This is a genomic window from Neoroseomonas terrae (assembly GCF_018129025.1).
In the GTDB taxonomy this organism is placed as follows: domain Bacteria; phylum Pseudomonadota; class Alphaproteobacteria; order Acetobacterales; family Acetobacteraceae; genus Neoroseomonas; species Neoroseomonas terrae.
Genome location: NZ_JAAEDI010000035.1, coordinates 1 through 17,840 on the forward strand (window position 1 = coordinate 1; position 17,840 = coordinate 17,840).

The window sequence follows — 17,840 nt, forward strand, 5'->3', positions numbered from 1 at the left end:
CCCGCTGTCGCGCCGCCGCCGCCCGTGCCCGAGGCGCCGCGTGACCTCGCCGCGCTACCACCAGACCCGGCCGGCGCCGTGCCGCCACCGCCCTCTACCGAAGCGCCGCCGCCTCCTGACTTCATCGAGCCGCCACCGGCGGAGCAGGCCGCTCCCTCGCCTCAACCCGATCCGCCAGCGCAGCAGGCGGCCCCGTCGCCTCCGCCCGAGCCCCGGCCGCCACAGCAGCAAGCCACCGCGCCGCCAACCCAGGCGCAGGCCGATCCGCTGCCCCTGCCGCCGCCACCCCCGCCCGAGCCACCGCAGCGGGCCGCAGCCGCCTCACCGCCGTCGCGTCCAGCCCAGCCCGCCGCGCCGCAAGGACCCGTACGGCTCGACGCCGGCGCCGGCGACATGGCCGCGCCGTCGCTCGGCTCCTTCGCGCTCGGTGCCGTGGTCCCGCCCAGCAGCGATGCCGGTGTCCGCAACAACCCACCGGACTACCCGGAGGATGCGCGCCGCCGGGGCCAGGAAGGCGTCGTCCGGCTTGCCCTGAGGGTCAACGCGGAGGGGCTGGTGACCAATGCGGCGGTCGAGGAATCCTCCGGCGTTCCGTCGCTCGACCGCGCGGCGATGGAAGCGGCGCGCCGCTGGCGCTTTCGCCCGGCGATGCGCGCCGGCATGCCGGTGGCGGCGACACTGACCACAGCGGTGCATTTCCGCCTGTCGGACTCGCGCGGGCGATGATCAGGGAGGAACGGCCATGGTGAAGCTCGACGTCATCACGACGCGCGGTGGCGACAAGGGAGAGACCTCCCTCGGCGACGGCACGCGCCTGCGGAAGTACGCGCTGCGCATCGAGGCCTTCGGCACGGTGGACGAGGCCAACGCGGTGCTCGGCGTGCTGCGCCTGCATCTGGCCGGCGAAGCCGATGCGATGGTCGCGCGCATACAGAACGAGTTGTTCGACGTCGGCGCCGATCTCTGCGTCCCGGGGGAGGCCGGGGCACGCCTGCGCGTATCGGACACGCAGTCGCTGCGGCTGGAAGCCGAGATCGCGGCGATGAACGCGGCGCTGCCGCCGTTGCGCAGCTTCGTGCTGCCGGCCGGCTGTGCCGGCGCGTCCTACGCGCATCTCGCCCGCACGGTGGTGCGCCGCGCCGAACGCCTGGCGGTCGGCCTGGCGGCGCAGGAGGAGGTGAACGGCGCGGTGATCCGCTACCTCAACCGCCTGTCGGACCACCTGTTCGTGCTGTCCCGCCACCTGAACGCGGCAGCGGGCGGCGATGTGTTGTGGGTGCCAGGGGCGACGCGGTAACCGGGCGGGGCTAAGCCCCTCCCGGCCCCTTCCCAGTTCATCAGAACGTGCCGCGCACCCCGGCCACCGCCGTCCGCCCGGGTATGACGAAGCCGTTCGCCGGCTCATAGCGCGTGTTGGTCAGGTTCCTGAACTCCACGAAGCCGGCGAGCTGTTCCAGGATCGGCACCGTCGCGGTCAGGTTGAACACCGTGCCAGCGTCGTTCTTGCCGGCCGTCGGGATCGAGGTCCCGTCGTCATTGTAGCGGGCGAAGGCGCCTTCCGGTGATTGGCCGGTGTAGAGGATCTCCGGCACCACCACGATGCGCTGGTTGCGCGGCCCGTCCCACGGGAGCGGGGCGGCGAAGCGCATCGTCAGGCTGGCTATGTTGCGCGGCCGGCGCGGCAGCGGCATGTCGTTGGTCGTGTCGCGCGCTTCCTGCACTGTCCAGGCGCCCGTCAGCGAGAACCAATCGGTCGGTCGCAGCGTCAGCGCGAATTCGCCGCCGCGGATGCGGGCGCTGTCCACGTTGATCAGCGTTGTGAAGCTCTGGTCGTAGTTGATCAGGTTGGTGATGCGGCTGTCGAAATACAGCGCGGAGACGGTCGCCCAGGACCCGATGTCGGTCTCGATGCCGGCTTCCCAGGCAAAGGCGTCCTCAGGCCGGAGATTCGGGTTGCCCTGGAAGAAGCCGGTTATGGTGCCGAAGCGCTGGAACAGCGACGGCGCCTTGAACGACGTGCCGGCCGCGGCGCGCAGGCGGGAGGAGATTTCGGGCAGCGCAAGCACCGCACCGAGCCGCCAACTGGTGAAGCCGTCATAGCCCTCGGGCCCGTCGTAGCGGAGGCCCGCGGACAGGTCGAGCCGCTCGAACAGCCGCCCCTGGATCGAGGCGTAGCCCGCGCCGGAGCGCTGCGACGCATCGACCGTGGTGCGGAAGAAGGCGGAGCCGTTGGCGCTGTCCGCGGTCTCCTTCTCCCATTGCCCGCCGAACAGCATCACCACGTCGGTCAGCGCGCCGGCATCGGGGAAGCGCAGCGTGTTGTCCCAGGAGAAGGCCTGGCGGCTCGAGCGATACAGGTCGTCGGCCGTGCTGAACGGGTTGCCGGGATCGGGCAGGTTCGTATAGCGCCGCCGGTTCGCGCTGCCGGAGACGGTGAAGCCCGTGGTCCAGGCTCCGCCGAACAGGTCGGTCGCGGTGCGGACATAGCCGAACCAGGACCGATCCTGGCCCGTATAGTTCGGGTCGTCGTTCGGCACGTCGTCGAGCCCGACCGTATTCTCCCGTCCGCGCACCAGGCCTTCGATGCGGGTGCGGCCGAGCACCTCGCCCGACACGGTCTCACCGAGCGTCAGCCCCAGCCGGGCGGTGACGATCGCCGAGCGCAGCCCGTCCAGTTCCCCGCCATTCTGGTAGAAGCGCGGTGCCAGCGCGTTGGACCCGCGCGTGGACAGGCCCTGCCCGGTGATCTGGTAGTCGACGGGGCCGACGGTCCCGCCGACGCCCGCATAGCCACGCACGGTGGAGTTCGACCCGCCCGCCGCCTCGAAATACGGTGCGGCGGCACGGTCGGCCGGGGCGGATCGGGTGATCAGGTTGATCACGCCGCCGATTGCCGCCGAGCCGTACAGCGAGGACACCGGCCCGCGCACCACTTCGATCCGTTCGATGTCGCCCAGCAGTTCGTTGCCGAAGTTGAACGCGCCGTTCGGGTCGGACGGGTCGTTCACCGGCACGCCATTCATCAGCACCAGCACCTGGCGCGCATTGGTGCCGCGCGCGAAGCCCGACGCCTGCTGGCCGAGCCCGCCCGACTGCACCAGCCGGAAGCCCGGCACCGTCGCCAGCGCGTCCGACAGGGTGACGTAGCCGTTTTCCTGGATCATCTGCCGGTCGATGACCGTGACAGGGGCCGGAATGCGGTCGCGCGGCGTCGGCACGCGCGTCGCCGTCACGACCATGTCGGGCAGGGCGGCGGTGGGCTGCACCTCCTGCGCCCAGGCAGGGGCGAGGGGGGTGAGGGCGATCAAAGCGAGGATCCGGCGATTCATCCGGGGGTCCCTCCGTAAGCACGGTCCGCGTTTCGTCCCGGCATCATGCCGGAACGGGCTTGCGTCGTGCTCGCATACGGAGGTCCATGTCAGAATGACGCGGCCTGGGTCCGTTGCGCCGGTGCTCCCCGCCCGGCACGCGCGAGACAACTCTGCGCCGGCCGGTCTCCTGGCTCGCGACGGGGCGGAGGGTTCTCCGCCGGCCGGCCCCGCCTTCTCGCACCTGAGGCGCAATGGCGTGTGGGACCGATCTCGTCGCCTACAGTTGCGGGGGCAGCCGCGGATTGACGGTGGTCACCGCCTCGCGCGTTCCCGTTTCAGCCCTTCCGGGCCACCGGCGCATGGCCGCAGCTTATGACGGGGCCGCCGCGCCGCGTCCAGGGCGGCGCCGCGCATCGCCTCCGGAAGCGCAAGGCGCGACCGCGCCCCGACCGTCAGCCGCCCCGACAGCGCAGGGCGCGAAGGCAAACCGGCCGGGTGGCCGGCGTCCGCCGTCTGAGGGCGTCAGAAAATGTAATGCAGCGCTTCCATGCCGAACCACAGCAATGCGCCGAGCACCACCGTGGCGAACAGATTGCCCAGGATGGTCAGCGCGATGCCGATGCCGACCACCTTGCTGTCGTTCTCCACCAGGCCGAGCGCCATGACGATGACGCCGAAGGCCGGTGGCCCATTGGTGCCGGGCCCGGGCAGGATCAGCATCACTGCCGCATAGGCGGTGAGCCAGCCGACCACCTTGTCCGCCACGGCCCCAGTGAAAGGGCCCGGCCGCGGCCGCACCCACCGTTCGATCTTCGCGATGGCGCGGGACACGCGGGTGGTCGAACCGGGCGTCAGCCGCAGCAGGTCGCTGCGCTTCAGCGATTGCCGCGCGATGACCGCCGGCAGCTTCGGCTTGCGGAAGCCAAGGCCCATCTGCACGCCGAGGATCAGCATCGGCAGGCCGAAGACCGATGCCATGCCCGGCAGCAGCCCGGGCAGGCACAGCAGCAGGATCAGCAGGCCGAAGGCGCGGTCGCCGAAGGCCTCGCCCATCTCGCCCAGCGTGATGCGCTCGCCCGGGCACTGCGCGGCGACCTCGGCCACCAGGCGCGTGATCGGCGCGGTCGCATGGGCCTCGGCGAAATGCTCGGGGGTGACGGGCTCCTGCGCCGCCAACCTCGTCACCTGCCCGTCGTGAGTACCGTCCACCCTGTCGTTCCGCTCCGTCCCCGGCGGCGACAATGCGGCCGCTCGCGGCTGGACAGGTAGCATATCGGGCAGGGCGCGCGGAACGGTCAGGGAGATGTCATTTCCGCAACGGCAGCGGCAACATCAGACGCGCAATCGCGATGGGGCGGCTGCGCTCGCGTTCCGCCTGTCGCCCGGCGCGACGCCGGAAGCGTGCCCTTGGCGTGAAGCCAGGCAAACCGGGGGGTGCGCCGCGGGGGGCTCACGCGGTTAGCGGAGGAAGCCGACCGTCGGCGTCACATCACACTGCAACATTTCGTATTATTGTCGGCGTTGAGGCGCGCCGGTAATCGGGACCCATGCGCGCAACGATCATCCTCGCCTGCCTTCTCCTTGCCGTGCCGGCTTCCGCACAGCAACCGCGGGAGGTGCGCTACTTCGGCGAGATCTACATCCGCGCCGCGCGGTTGGTGACACTCGCGCCCCTCTGCGGCCTGCGTGACGAGGCCTGGGCGCAACGGCTGGCGCAGGGCGTCTCGGCGACACGGCATGGCGTGCTGCCGGAAGGTCAGCAGGAAGGCCTTGCCTCCGCAGCCTTCGCCGTGACCGCCGGCACGCGGCTCTATGAGACCTTCGGCCGTACTGTCTGCGACCCGGCGGCCGATACCATCATGCTCTGGCGCGACGCGGATGAGCTCGCGAGGGCCGATGCCGGCGCGGAGCCGCCCCTGCCCACCTTGCCGGAGGCCGTGACGCTGCTCGCCTGGCAGGCCTTCATCGCGCAGATGGCAGTGCGATGCGACATGGAGGACCGCCGATGGGAAGGTGCCGCCATGTCCGGCATCAGGCGCGCCATCGCCATGCAGCCAGGCCTTGCCGCGGACGAGGGGGATCGTCGCCGCATGGCCCGCCACATGGTCGCGATGGCCCGGGCGATGGCCAATCTGGTTCACGGCACGCATGGCGCGAAAACCTGCACGCCCATCCGCGGCAATCCGGCGCTGGCGCAGGCCGAGGCGACGGCAACCCAGTGGCGGCGCCTGTGCACGGCGCGCCGCCCGGATCCCACTTGCCCGCTCGGCCAGCCCGAGTGACCGGCGTCGGTCAGCCCGCCGCTTTCGCCTCCCGCCGCCGCTTCGTCAGCACGAACTCGGTGTAGCCGTTGGGCTGCTTCGTGCCCTCGAACACCAGGTCGCAGGCGGCCTTGAAGGCCGGCCCGTCGAAGCCGACAGCCATCGGCCTGTAGACCGCGTCGCCCTCATTCTGCCGGTCCACGACGGCGGCCATCCGCTTCATCGTCTGCATCACCTGGTCCGAACTGACGACGCCATGGCGCAGCCAGTTGGCGATGTGCTGGCTGCTGATGCGCAGCGTCGCGCGGTCCTCCATCAAACCGACATCGTTGATGTCCGGCACCTTGGAACAGCCTACGCCCTGGTCCACCCAGCGTACGACGTAGCCAAGGATGCCCTGTGCGTTGTTGTCGAGCTCCGCCTGCACATCGGCGGGCGACCAGTTGGTGTCCTTCGCGAGCGGCACGGTCAGGATGTCGTTCAACGTCGCGCGGCGGCCGCCCTTCGCCAGCTCATCCTGCCGCGCGGCGACGTCGATGTCGTGGTAGTGCAGCGCATGCAGCGTGGCGGCGGTGGGGGAGGGGACCCAGGCGGTGTTCGCGCCGGCCTTCGGATGCCCGACCTTCTGTTCCAGCATCGCCGCCATCATGTCGGGCATCGCCCACATGCCCTTGCCGATCTGCGCGCGGCCGCGCAGGCCGCAGGCGAGGCCGGTATCGACGTTCCAATCCTCATAGGCGCCGATCCAGGCGGCCTTGCGCATGTCGTTCTTGCGAACGACGGCGCCGGCCTCCATCGAGGTGTGGATCTCATCGCCCGTGCGGTCGAGGAAGCCGGTGTTGATGAACACCACGCGATCCTTGGCGGCCGCGATGCAGGCCTTGAGGTTGATCGTGGTGCGCCGTTCCTCATCCATGATGCCCATCTTGAGCGTCGTGCGGTTGAGGCCGAAGGCATCCTCGACGCGCGAGAACAGCGTGTCCGCCCAGGCCACTTCCTCCGGCCCGTGCATCTTCGGCTTCACGATGTAGACGCTGCCGGCGCGCGAATTCAGCTTCTTGCCGCGGATGTCGTGCAGCGCGATCGCGACCGTGCACATGGCATCGAGGATGGTCTCCGGGATGTCCTCCCCATCCAGCGTCACCGCGTCGGTCATCATGTGGTGGCCGACATTGCGCACCAGCATCACCGAACGTCCATGCAGCGTCGTCGCGCCGCCCGTCGGACGCTTGAAGATGCGGTCGGCGTTCAGGCGGCGGGTCATCATCTGCCCGCTCTTCTCGAACTCGGCGACCAGGTCGCCCTTCATGAGGCCGAGCCAGTTGCGATAGACCTCGACCTTGTCATCCGCATCGACGGCGGCGACGGAATCCTCGCAATCCTGGATGGTGGTCAGGGCGGATTCGAGCACGACGTCCGCGATGCCGGCCGGATCGGTCTTGCCGATCGGGTGGTTGCGGTTGAACACGACCTCGATGTGCAGGCCGTGATTGACGAACAGCACGGCAGACGGTGCGTGCGGATCGTCGAGATAGCCGACGCATTGCGCCGGCCGGGCGAGGCCGGTCGTCGACCCGTCCTTGAGTTGCACCTCGAGCACACCGGCTTCGATGCGGTAGCGCGTGGCGTCCGCATGGCTGCCCTTGGCGAGCGGCGCCGCCTGGTCGAGCACGGCGCGGGCTTTCGCGATGACCTTGGCACCGCGCGCCGGGTCGTAGCCCTTCGCCTTCGGGCCTTCCTGCGGGATGGCATCGGTGCCGTACAGCGCGTCATACAGGCTGCCCCAGCGCGCATTCGCCGCGTTGAGCGCGTAGCGGGCGTTGGAAACCGGCACGACGAGCTGCGGCCCGGCCATCGTCGCGATCTCGGCATCCACGTCGGTCGTGCCGACCTTCACCTCGGCAGGCTCCGGCAGGAGGTAGCCGATCTGCTTCAGGAACGCGGCGTAGCTGTGCAGGTCGATGGGCTTCGCGGGGTTCGCGCGGTGCCAGGCGTCGATCTGCTGCTGCAACTCGTCACGCTTGCGCAGCAGGGCGGCGTTGGCCGGGGTCAGCTCGCGCAGGATGCGCTCCATCGACTCCCAGAAGCGGGCCGGCGCGATGCCGGTGCCGTGCAGCGCTTCCTCATCGATGAAGCTGCGCAACGCCGGCGCGACGTGCAGGCCCTTGCGTGCCGCCATGTCCCAGTCTCCTACCCCATGCCGCGCCCCGCACCGGGGCGGCGTTCCATCCGGCCTCTCTACCGTCTTTTCCGCGCGGGCGGAAACGACGTCCCCGGGCGTCGGCACGGGCGGGGCTTGCCCCGCGCCCGCCGCGGCGCGACCCTGTCCGCCCCGAACGCCGCCGAGGAGGACACCGCCATGGCCTGGACCCCGCCCCCGCATGTGACCCAGCACTGGCAGGTGACCAAGCCCGGGGCTTCCGGCAAGCGGGGCATGGTCGCCTCCCAGGCGCGAGACGCCGCCGAGGCCGGCATCGCCATTCTCGAGGCCGGCGGCACCGCGGCGGATGCGGCGGTCGCGACGGCATTTGCGCTCGCCGTCGTTGAACCATGGAATTCCGGCCTGGGCGGCATCGGCTTCACGCAGGTCGCCGGGCCCGGCATCGGGGCGCAGACCTTCGATTTCGGTCCTGTTTCGCCGCATGGGCTGGACCCGTCGGCCTATCCGATGACAGGCACGATGAAGGCGGACCTCTTCACCTGGCCCGAGGTGTTCGAGGACCGCAACATCCATGGCCCGCTCTCCTTCGCCATTCCTTCCTCCGTCGCGGGCTACGCCGAATTGCACGCGCGGCATGGCAGGCTGCCGTTATCCGTCGTGATGGAACCGGCGATCGCGCTCGCGAAGCGGGGTCTCGCGCAGGACTGGTTCACCACGCTGAAGGTCGCGAACAGCGCCGCCGTCCTGCGGAAGTACGCCGAGAGCGCGCGCATCTACCTGCCGAACGACCTGCCGCCGGTGGCGCCGTACCAGGGCAATCCCGGCTTCTTCCGCCAGGGGCGGCTCGCCGAGACGCTGGAACGCCTCGCGGCCGCGGGCCTGCGCGACTTCTATGAAGGCGGGGTCGCCGGCGAGTTGCTGGCCGATTTCAAGGAAATGGGGTCGCTCATCAGCGCTGCCGACCTCGCCGGCTGCAAGGCGATCGTGAAGCCGGCGCTCGAAGCGTCCTGGCGCGGCAAGCGGCTGTTCCTCGCCAATGGGCTCACGGCGGCGCCGACGCTGCTGCGCGTGCTGGAAGGGATGCGCGGCGCCGACTTCTCCGGGCCCGCGCCGTCCGCGGGCTGGTATGCGCAGCTCGCGGGCGTGTTGCGCGAAGCCTATGCGGAGCGCCTCGCCGGCCTCGGCGATGCCGAGCCGAAGGCAGCGGAATCCTGCACCACGCACCTGACCGTCTGCGACAAGGACGGGATGATGGTGGCGATGACGACGACGCTGCTTTCCTCCATGGGCAGTCGCGTCGTGCTGCCGCGCAGCGGCGTGCTGATGAACAACGGCATCATGTGGTTCGACCCCCGCCCGGAGGCCGTGAACGCGATCGCGCCCGGCAAGCGTCCGCTGACCAATATGTGCCCGGTCATCGGCGCCGAGGGCGAGGCGCCCTCGATCGCGCTCGGCGCTTCCGGCGGGCGACGCATCATGGCCTCGGTGTTCCAGACCCTGTCCTACGTCGCCGATTTCGGCATGACGCCGGAACAGGCCGCACACCATCCGCGCCTGGACGTGTCGGGACCGGACGGCGTGACCGCCGACATCCGCCTGGGCGCGGAAACGCTGGCCGCGCTCGCGAAGGACGACACGGTGACGGAGGTCGAACACGCCGTCCTGCCCGTGAACTTCGCCTGTCCGAACCTGATCCGCATCACCGCGGACGGGACGCGGGAAGGGATCAGCGACGCGATGAGCCCCTGGAGCGCGGCGCTGGCGCAATAGGCTGGCGGGGGGCTTTGCCCCTCTCCCTCACTCCGCTGCGGCCGGCACGACCACCGGCCGCCGCCGCGCCCCCAGCGCCAGCACCGCCGCCACCAGGCAGGCCGCGCCCGCCAGGTAGAACGCCGGCAGGTAGGACGAGAGCACGTCCCGGCTCAGCCCGCCCAGCATCGCGGCCATCGCGGCCCCGAGTTGATGCCCCGTGAACACCCAGCCGAAGACGATCGGCGCCTTTTCCCGCCCGAAGGCCGCGCCGGCGAGCTTCACGGTGGGGGGTACGGTGGCGATCCAGTCCAGCCCGTAAAACACCGCGAACAGCGCCAGGCCATAAAGGCTGAAGGTGCTGGAGGGCAGCCACAGCAGGGAAAGCCCGCGCAGGCCGTAGTACCAGAACAGTAGCTTGCGGTTGTCGTAGCGGTCCGACAGCCAGCCGGAGCCGATGGTACCCATGAAGTCGAAGATGCCGATCAGCGCGAGTACGGAGGCCGCCTGCACCTCGGCCATGCCGAAATCGGCGCAGAGCGGGATGAAATGCGTCTGCATCAGCCCGTTGGTGGACAGGCCGCAGATCATGAAGGTGACGAACAGGATCCAGAAGACGCGGGTCTGCGCCGCCTCCGCGAGCACAGCGAAGGCGGTGCGCACCGGGTTGCCGGCGGGAGGTGACGGCGGCGCGACGCGATCCTCGCCATAGGCGGGGAGGCCGAGATCCGAGGGACGGTCGCGGCCGAACAGCAGAACCAGCGCGGCCGCGAGCCCACAGGCGATCAGTCCGGGCAGCAGCGCCGGCCGCCAGCCGGCCTCTTGCGCCAGCCAGGCGCCGAGCGGGAGGAAGGCGAGCTGCCCGGTGGCATTCGCCGCCGTCAGCAGCCCGAGCACCAGGCCGCGCCGGGCCACGAACCAGCGATTGGCGACGGTCGCGCCGAGCACCAGTGCCGTCATGCCGGTACCGATGCCGGTGACGACGCCCCAGTACAGCCACAGCTCCCACACCTGCGTCATGCCGGTGGACAGCAGCAGCCCGGCGACGACGAAGCCGAGCGCCAGAACCACCATGCGGCGCAGGCCGTATCGTTGCAGCAGGGCCGCCGCGAAGGGGGCCATCAGGCCGTACAGCAGCAGCCGCAGCGCCAGCGCGCCGGACAGCGACGACATGTCCCACCCGGTCTCCCGCTGCAGCGGCAGCAGCAGCGCACCCAGCACGCCGAGCGCTCCGGCCGAGGAGACGGCGATCAGGAAGGTGATGGAGACCATCACCCAGCCGTAATGGATGCCGCGGCGGGCGAGAGCGGCAGCGAGCGGTGCGGCGAGCATGGCCGTTCCTTCAGGCGAGGTCGGTGGCGAGCAACTCGGCGACCAGCAGCCGCAGCGCCTGCGTGCGGTCGGCGCCGAAGCGGGCTTCGAGGTCATCCTGCGCGGCCGTCCAGAGTGGCCGGGCGGCGGCAAGCCGCGCCTGTCCTTCGGGTGTCAGGGCGAGCAGCCGGCTCCGGCGATCCGCCGGGTCGGGGCTGATGGCGGCCAGCCCATCCCGTTCCAGCGGCTGGAGGTTTCGGCCTAGCGTGGTGCGGTCCATCGCCATGATGGCGGCAAAGGCGCCGAGGGCGATCGGCCCGTGCGCAGCCAGTCGTCCGAGCAGCGCATATTGCCCGATGCTCAGTCCGACCGACGCCAGGCGTTGGTCGTAGAACTGGGTCAGGTGGCGCGTCGCCTTGCGCAGGCCATGGCAGCTGCAGCGGTCGGGGGAAGGCATGGCGACAAAATAAGTGTATATACTCATAAATCAAGCCCCGCCTTGGCGCGCCGACGCGTGGGGCCTAGAACCAGGGCCAACCCCTCCGCACAGGTTTCGCAGCGCCATGGCCGCCTACCAGTACGTCTACGTGATGAAAGACCTCACCAAGTCCTATCCGGGCGGGCGCGAGGTTTTCAAAGGCATCACCCTCTCTTTCCTCCCCGGCGTGAAGATCGGCGTGCTCGGCCCGAACGGCGCCGGCAAGTCGACCCTGATGCGCATCATGGCGGGGCAGGACAAGGAATTCGGCGGCGAGGCCTGGGCCGCCGAGGGTGCCCGCATCGGCTACCTGTCGCAGGAACCGCATCTCGACCCTGACCTGACGGTGGGCGAGAACGTCCGCCTCGCCTTCGTCGAGCTGAATGACTGGATGAAGCGGTTCAACGAGATCTCCGAGAAATTCGCCGAGGAGATGTCGGAAGACGAGATGAACACGCTGCTCGCCGAACAGGCCGAGCTGCAGGAGAAGATCGACGCCGCCGATGGCTGGGAGATCGACCGCAAGGTCGAGATCGCGCTCGACGCGCTGCGCTGCCCGCCACCGGACAGCCCGGTCACCAACCTGTCGGGCGGCGAGCGCCGCCGCGTCGCGCTCTGCCGGCTGCTGCTCGAAAAGCCGGACATGCTGCTGCTCGACGAACCGACCAACCATCTCGACGCCGAATCCGTGTCGTGGCTGGAACGGACGCTGAAGGACTACGCGGGCACGGTGCTGATCGTGACCCACGACCGCTACTTCCTCGACAACGTGACCTCCTGGATCCTCGAGGTCGATCGCGGCCGGGGCATCCCGTATGAGGGCAACTACTCCACCTACCTGGAGCAGAAGCGCAAGCGCATGGCGCAGGAGGAGCGCGAGGAAAGCACGCGCCAGCGCCAGCTCGCCGAGGAACGCGACTGGATCGGCCGCTCGCCCTCCGCCCGGCAGGCGAAGTCGAAGGCCCGCGTCGCGGCCTATGAGGACCTGCTGCGCGCCAGCCAGGACAAGGCGCCCGACCCGACCGAGATCGCCATCCCGCCCGCGCCGCGCCTGGGCAACACCGTCATCGTGGCGGAAGACCTGTCCAAGGGCTTCGGCGACCGGCTGCTGATCGACAACCTGTCCTTCAAGCTGCCGCCCGGCGGCATCGTCGGCGTCATCGGCCCGAACGGCGCCGGCAAGACCACGCTGTTCAAGATGATCATGGAACGCGAGACGCCCGATGCCGGCAGCATGACTGTGGGTGAGTCGGTGCAGCTCGGCTATGTCGACCAGTCGCGCGACAGCCTCGATGACAACAAATCCGTCTGGCAGGAAATCTCCGACGGTCAGGACATGATCACCATCGGCAAGCGGTCGGTGCCGTCCCGCGCCTATGTCGCCGCCTTCAACTTCAAGGGCGGCGACCAGCAGAAGCGCGTCGGCTCCCTCTCGGGCGGTGAGCGCAACCGCGTCCACCTCGCGAAGATGCTGAAGAAGGAGCACAACGTGCTTCTGCTCGACGAACCGACCAACGACCTCGACGTGGAAACGCTGCGGGCGCTGGAGAACGCGCTGATGGAATTCGCGGGCTGCGCCGTCATCATCTCGCACGATCGCTTCTTCCTCGACCGGCTGGCGACGCACATCCTCGCCTTCGAAGGCGACAGCCACGTCGAGTGGTTCGAGGGTAACTTCGAAAGCTACGAAGAGGACAAGCGACGTCGACTCGGCGACGCGGCGACCGACCCTCATCGGATCAAGTACAAGCCACTGGCACGGTGAAGGACGCGGGGGAGGGAACTCCCCCGCACCCCCTCCTTCTTCTGTCTGTCACCGAGGCGCGCCCAGCGCCGCTGATGAGCCCATCCAGGGGAGGGCGCAGATGAGCGCGGCCATCAAGGCGCTGAAGTCGAGCCGCATCGTCACCACCGACCGGCTGATGATGATCCCGCCCGGCAAGGAGAACCTGCCGGACCTGATCCGCCTGAAGGCCGATGAAGGCGCCTTCGGATTGATGCTGCACGGCATCCGCGCCGCCGAACGCACCGCCGAGGAACTCGAGGACGACATCGATTTCTGGGAGGTGCGCGGTTACGGCACCTGGTGCGTGTTCGAGCGCGAGACCGGCAATTTCCTCGGCATCTGTGGCCTGATGGAACGGCCCGACGGGCGGGGCGTCGCGCTGCGCTACGCGCTATGGCCGCAGAGCCGCGGCAAAGGCTATGCGCGCGAAGCTGCTCGTGCGGCCCTCGATTTCGGCCATGCCGCCGGGTTGCCGCGCATCATCGCCGTGGCGCGCTTCACCAACCACGCCTCCCGTGCGGTGATGCAGGACATCGGCATGACCGCGGCGGGCGACTTTCGCCACAAGGGCCATGAGATGCTGGTCTACGAAAGCGTCGCATCCCCGGCGGCCGCCAAGCCGTAGGGCCTGCTTGCCTCCGGTGGCGCAGCCCAGCGAACGGCGGTCGCAAGGCCGTGGCCGCGCCAGGCTTTCAGTCGAGGCTCTGCGGCCACCCGATGAACAGGCCGACATCCCCCGGCATGCCGCCGGGGAAGTCGATGACACGGGCGGAGAAGGTGAAGCCGCCCGGCTTCAGTTCCTTGTCCCACCACAGATAGATCTTCCGGAAGACGCCGGGCAGCGTGTCCTGCCAGCCGGAAAGGTGGTTGTTGATGCGCCGCCCGCCGTCCTCGCACAGCACGGAGGGGAACTTGATGAGCATCAGTTCCCGGTCGCCGGCATCGAAGGCCCGCCTGATGCGCCGGATGGCGCGCTCGCGATCCTCGTCCGTGATCTCATAGGTCTGGACGCGCTCGGAGAAGGCGGCGAGTTCCGCCGAGTGCTGCGCATCGGCCGCCTCGGCCTCGGCGCGTCGCTTTGCCGCCAGGGCGGCCTTCTCGCTGAACAGGTCCTGGATGGTCAGTGTCGTCATGGCGGAGCCCCCACAGCGGCCGGACCGAGCATCGCGCCCAGCCGTCGCGGGTGCAACATGGATTGTGCCGCGCGCGTAACCGGGGGTTATCCGCGGCGCGGCCGCGTCAGCCGCGCCCCTCGCGCGCCGCGAGCTGCGCGATCTGGTTGCGCATGGCATCGAGCAGGGCGGCGACCCGGCCGCCGTTCCGCTGGATGACGGCCGAATACTCGCTGCGTGTGGTCAGCCGCAGGGAGGTCCCCTCGGCGATCACATCCACCACGCGGGGCTGGCCGTTGACCTCGCTGACCCGCCAGTCGAGCGAGAATGCCGGTGTGTTGGGGCGCTCGACGATGGTGTTGACCAGCACGTCCTCCTCGGTCCGCTGCTGGCTGCGGCCGAGCGAGAAGCGAACCCCGCGGTACTCCCCGAAACGGGCGGAAAGGTTGCGCACGATGATGTCGTCGAACAGCCGGATGTATTCCTGGAGCTCGGCCGGGCTCGCCTGGCGCAGGTAGCGGCCGAGGATGAAGCGGCCCGTGCCTTCGATGTCGATGGTCCGTCGCAGCGTCGCCGCCACCCGCTCCCGCCGCGTGGCGAGGTCGAGCCGCGGATCGTTGATGGCGGTCACCAGTTCGTTGCCGGCCCCCTGTATGAAGGCGGTGGCGCGGGCGGGATCGACCTGGGCACCGGCAACACGCGGGAGCGCGATCAGGCCGGCAGCGAGGAACGGGGCGGTGAGGAGGAGCCGTCGGGTCATGGTGCACATATGGGATGGGAGGGCGGCTTGCCGAGTCATCGCGCCGGCGGCGCCTGCTCACCGGGCGGAACCACGGCATCGCGGCCGGCCGGGCCGGTGACGGCTTGGCCGAAGCCCGTGACGCCGGACGGTCCTACGACACGGCCGCGATCCTCCTCGTTACGGATCTCGTAGCCGCGCCGCTGGCGATAGGCGGAGCGCAGCGTCGAATAGGGGTCGAGCGAGGTGGCGCGCACCTGGTCGATCGGCTCCAGCAGGACCTCCCGCGTGTCGAGCACGGTCAGGCCGAGCTGCGTCCACCCAAGTGCATCGACCATCGCGCCCTGGCCGAACCAGCTCAGCGGATTGATCGCGAAGTCGAGACCCTGGCCAACCAGATCCCGCGGATTCGAGGGGCCGAGGAGCGGTACGAAGATATAGGGACCTTCCGGAACGCCCCAGACCGCGAGGGTCTGGCCCGAATCCTCGCTGTGGCCGGGCACGCCCCATTCGCGGGCGACGTCGACGATGCCGCCCACCCCGATCGTGGAATTGACCATGAAGCGGCCGAGCGTGATGCGCGCCCGCGATACGTTCCCCTGCAGCAGATCGCCGGCGAGGATCACCGGCGCGCGCAGGTTGCCAAGAACGTTACGCACCGCGATCCGGATTCCCTGCGGCGTCAGGTCGCGATACGCCTCGGCCACCGGTTGCAGCACGTTCCGGTCGATTGCCTCATGCGTCTCGAACAATGCCCGGTTGGTGGGTTCCATCGGGTCGTTCGTTTCGCGGAACTCGGCCTGACCTTCCGGATCGTCGTCACCAGGGCGGGTGGCGCAGCCGGCGGCGGAGAGGGCCGCAGTGAGCATGAGGACATGCAGCAGACCGGATCGGGGCGGAAACATGAGGCCGGAATACAATGTCTCGAACGCCCTTGGAACCGGGTTTGCGGCCGCGGCGCCGTCACGCGCCATCATGAACATGGCATTGTTGCGGCCGGGTTCCAGTTCGGGCGGCTAGGCGCCGTCTTGCCAGCGCCGCCTGGACGGGCGAGAGGAGCGCCCGCCGGGCCCCCGGCGAGCAGCGGACGAGGAATGCGCGCAATGAACCAGGCCCTGAGCGGAACGCTGGCCCGCTGGCTGACCGGGCCGCGCGTGGCCGGCCTGCCGGCCCCGGCTGCCCTGCCGGCGCCGCGCCTGTCGTTCGAGTTCTTCCCGCCGAAGACCGAGAAGCTCGAGGAACAGCTCTGGGCCTGCATCCGCCGGCTGGAGCCGCTGGCGCCGCGCTTCGTCTCCGTCACCTACGGCGCCGGCGGCAGCACGCAGGAACGCACCCACGCGACGGTCGCGCGCCTCGTCGCCGACACCAGCCTGACGCCGGCGGCGCACCTGACCTGCGTCGGCGCGACGCAGGAGGAGGTGGATGCCGTCGCCCGCCGCTACTGGGAAGCCGGTGTGCGCCACATCGTGGCACTGCGCGGCGACCCGCCCGCAGGGGCTGATCGTTATGAGCCGCACCCGGGCGGCTACGCCCAGGCGGAGGACCTGGTGCGCGGCCTCCGGCGGATCGGGGATTTCGAGATCAGCGTCGGCGCCTATCCGGAAACCCATCCGGCTGCGCTGTCGGCCGACACCGACCTCGACTTCCTGAAGCGCAAGATCGATGCCGGCGCGACGCGGGCGATCACCCAGTACTTCTTCGATGCCGATGTCTATCTGCGCTTTCTGGACCGCTGCCTCGCCGCCGGCATCACCGTGCCGATCGTGCCCGGCATCATGCCGGTGACGAATTTCGGCTCGGTGCAGCGCTTCTCCGCGATGTGCGGCGCCTCGGTGCCGGGCTGGATGGGCCAGTTGTTCGAGGGCCTCGACGACGATGCGGAGACCCGCCGGATGGTCGCCGCGGTGGTCGCCGCCGAGCAGGTCCGGCTGCTGCAGGCGAACGGCGTGGATGAGTTCCATTTCTACACGCTGAACCGGCCCGACCTGACCTATGCCATCGCGCATATCCTGGGGGCGCGGCCGAAGGCGGGCTGACGCGGCGTGGCGCTGATCAGCCTGGCCGCAGCCGGGCATAGATGGGCCGCAACAGGAAGGGGCTGAGGAACAGCGGGAACTGGCAGAGCGCGAAGTACAGCAGGATCCGTTCATCCGTCGCCGCCGGCAGCACAGCCAGATACAGCGCCATGTTCCGGTTGCCCGCCAGCAGCCCGCCGGCCAGCGCCAGCCGCCGCCCGGCCGGCAGGAAGGCCAGGGCGGTCGCGACATTCATCCCGACATTGCCCGCGAAGGCCAGCGCCAGCCCGCCCAGCACCCAGGCCGGTTCTGCCAGCAGCCGCGCCAGCATCCCGTCCATCACGCCGAAGCCGTACAGCACGACTAGCCACACCACGCCGCCATCCACCGCCGGGCCTAGTCGCCGCAGCGTCGATTCCGCCGTCAGCCGACGGATGACGATCGAAATCAGCAGCGGCAGCCCGACCACCAGCGCCAGCCGCGCCATCAGCCCGCCGAGCGAGATGGCGAGGTCGATCCCCATCAGTCCCAGCGCCAGCGGCGGCGCCGTGAACGGCACCAGCAGCGTCGTCACTACCGCCACGACCAGGCTGATCTCCCCGTCCAGCCCCACCATCCGGGCAAAGGCGGGTGACGACGTCGCCGCGCAGCCCGTCGCGCTGATCACCAGCGCCGCGCCCAGCGGCCCGTCCAGCCCCGCCGCCATCGCGACGCCGTAGGTCAGGACGGGCATGATCAGCAGCAGCCAGACCGTCAGCGCCCCCACCAGCACAGGCCGGCGCAGATACCCCACCACCTGCGCCAGATCGACGCGCAGCAGCACCAGCGTCATGAGCCCGGCGACCGTGATGGTGACGACGTCCCGGAACATCGCTGCCAGCGGCGGAATGAACAGGCCGGCGAAGATGCCCACCGCC

General features: G+C 69.8%; 16 protein-coding genes and 1 riboswitch. Of the genes, 7 read left to right on the forward strand and 9 right to left on the reverse strand.

Annotation, left to right across the window (positions count from 1 at the left end; translation table 11 throughout):
• Window positions 1-726: energy transducer TonB (locus tag GXW78_RS24510; protein WP_211871544.1), on the forward strand; the 726-nt coding region annotated here is incomplete at its 5' end.
• A gap of 16 nt (window positions 727-742) precedes the next feature.
• Window positions 743-1,297, forward strand: coding sequence for a cob(I)yrinic acid a,c-diamide adenosyltransferase (locus tag GXW78_RS24515; protein WP_211871545.1), 555 nt, complete (start codon window positions 743-745; stop codon window positions 1,295-1,297).
• A 40-nt stretch (window positions 1,298-1,337) separates the two neighbouring features.
• Here the strand turns inward: GXW78_RS24515 and GXW78_RS24520 are convergent, their stop codons facing one another.
• Together GXW78_RS24520 and GXW78_RS24525 are read right to left on the reverse strand one after the other, a co-directional pair.
• Window positions 1,338-3,329 carry a TonB-dependent receptor plug domain-containing protein gene (locus GXW78_RS24520; protein WP_211871546.1) on the reverse strand — a complete coding sequence of 664 codons (1,992 nt, stop codon included), beginning with the start codon at window positions 3,327-3,329 and terminating at the stop codon, window positions 1,338-1,340.
• Window positions 3,330-3,471: 142 nt separating this feature from the next.
• Window positions 3,472-3,683, reverse strand: a riboswitch (cobalamin riboswitch).
• Between the two features lie 150 nt (window positions 3,684-3,833).
• Window positions 3,834-4,520: an exopolysaccharide biosynthesis protein gene (locus GXW78_RS24525; RefSeq protein ID WP_338147837.1), complete on the reverse strand. Its 687-nt coding sequence runs from the start codon at window positions 4,518-4,520 to the stop codon at window positions 3,834-3,836.
• A 338-nt stretch (window positions 4,521-4,858) separates the two neighbouring features.
• Between GXW78_RS24525 and GXW78_RS24530 the strand changes: the two genes are divergently transcribed.
• On the forward strand, window positions 4,859-5,593 hold the full coding sequence (locus tag GXW78_RS24530) for a hypothetical protein (RefSeq protein WP_211871548.1): 735 nt from the start codon (window positions 4,859-4,861) through the stop codon (window positions 5,591-5,593).
• Window positions 5,594-5,603: 10 nt separating this feature from the next.
• Here GXW78_RS24530 and GXW78_RS24535 read toward each other — a convergent pair whose 3' ends face one another.
• Window positions 5,604-7,751, reverse strand: a complete 2,148-nt coding sequence (locus tag GXW78_RS24535; RefSeq protein WP_211871549.1) for a malate synthase G — start codon at window positions 7,749-7,751, stop codon at window positions 5,604-5,606.
• A gap of 180 nt (window positions 7,752-7,931) precedes the next feature.
• Between GXW78_RS24535 and GXW78_RS24540 the strand changes: the two genes are divergently transcribed.
• Window positions 7,932-9,503, forward strand: a complete 1,572-nt coding sequence (locus tag GXW78_RS24540) for a gamma-glutamyltransferase (RefSeq protein ID WP_211871550.1) — start codon at window positions 7,932-7,934, stop codon at window positions 9,501-9,503.
• A 27-nt stretch (window positions 9,504-9,530) separates the two neighbouring features.
• On the opposite strand, the gene GXW78_RS24545 is transcribed toward GXW78_RS24540, so the two are convergent.
• Complete coding sequence (locus GXW78_RS24545; RefSeq protein ID WP_211871551.1) at window positions 9,531-10,814, reverse strand: MFS transporter; 1,284 nt, start codon at window positions 10,812-10,814, stop codon at window positions 9,531-9,533.
• Between the two features lie 10 nt (window positions 10,815-10,824).
• Window positions 10,825-11,250, reverse strand: a complete 426-nt coding sequence (locus GXW78_RS24550) for a MarR family winged helix-turn-helix transcriptional regulator (protein WP_246522606.1) — start codon at window positions 11,248-11,250, stop codon at window positions 10,825-10,827.
• A gap of 106 nt (window positions 11,251-11,356) precedes the next feature.
• On the opposite strand from GXW78_RS24550, the gene ettA reads away from it, so the two are divergent.
• Both ettA and GXW78_RS24560 read left to right on the forward strand, forming a co-directional pair.
• The gene (ettA, locus tag GXW78_RS24555) at window positions 11,357-13,036 is read left to right on the forward strand and encodes an energy-dependent translational throttle protein EttA (protein WP_211871552.1); all 1,680 of its coding nucleotides are present in this window, start codon (window positions 11,357-11,359) and stop codon (window positions 13,034-13,036) included.
• Window positions 13,037-13,136: 100 nt separating this feature from the next.
• Window positions 13,137-13,682, forward strand: coding sequence for a GNAT family N-acetyltransferase (locus GXW78_RS24560; protein WP_246522607.1), 546 nt, complete (start codon window positions 13,137-13,139; stop codon window positions 13,680-13,682).
• Window positions 13,683-13,749: 67 nt separating this feature from the next.
• Here GXW78_RS24560 and GXW78_RS24565 read toward each other — a convergent pair whose 3' ends face one another.
• From GXW78_RS24565 to GXW78_RS24575, 3 genes are all read right to left on the reverse strand, one after another.
• A complete protein-coding gene (locus tag GXW78_RS24565; RefSeq protein ID WP_211871553.1) occupies window positions 13,750-14,190 on the reverse strand; it encodes a hypothetical protein in 441 nt (146 codons plus the stop codon).
• 106 nt (window positions 14,191-14,296) lie between these two features.
• Window positions 14,297-14,929 (reverse strand): MlaC/ttg2D family ABC transporter substrate-binding protein, encoded by a 633-nt coding sequence (locus GXW78_RS24570; protein WP_211871554.1) that lies wholly within the window; start codon window positions 14,927-14,929, stop codon window positions 14,297-14,299.
• Window positions 14,930-14,964: 35 nt separating this feature from the next.
• Window positions 14,965-15,777 carry an MlaA family lipoprotein gene (locus tag GXW78_RS24575; RefSeq protein ID WP_211871555.1) on the reverse strand — a complete coding sequence of 271 codons (813 nt, stop codon included), beginning with the start codon at window positions 15,775-15,777 and terminating at the stop codon, window positions 14,965-14,967.
• Window positions 15,778-16,011: 234 nt separating this feature from the next.
• Between GXW78_RS24575 and metF the strand changes: the two genes are divergently transcribed.
• Window positions 16,012-16,944 carry a methylenetetrahydrofolate reductase [NAD(P)H] gene (gene metF, locus GXW78_RS24580; protein WP_211871556.1) on the forward strand — a complete coding sequence of 311 codons (933 nt, stop codon included), beginning with the start codon at window positions 16,012-16,014 and terminating at the stop codon, window positions 16,942-16,944.
• A 16-nt stretch (window positions 16,945-16,960) separates the two neighbouring features.
• Here metF and GXW78_RS24585 read toward each other — a convergent pair whose 3' ends face one another.
• The gene (locus tag GXW78_RS24585) at window positions 16,961-17,836 is read right to left on the reverse strand and encodes a hypothetical protein (RefSeq protein ID WP_338147838.1); all 876 of its coding nucleotides are present in this window, start codon (window positions 17,834-17,836) and stop codon (window positions 16,961-16,963) included.
• Between the last annotated feature and the right edge of the window lie 4 nt (window positions 17,837-17,840).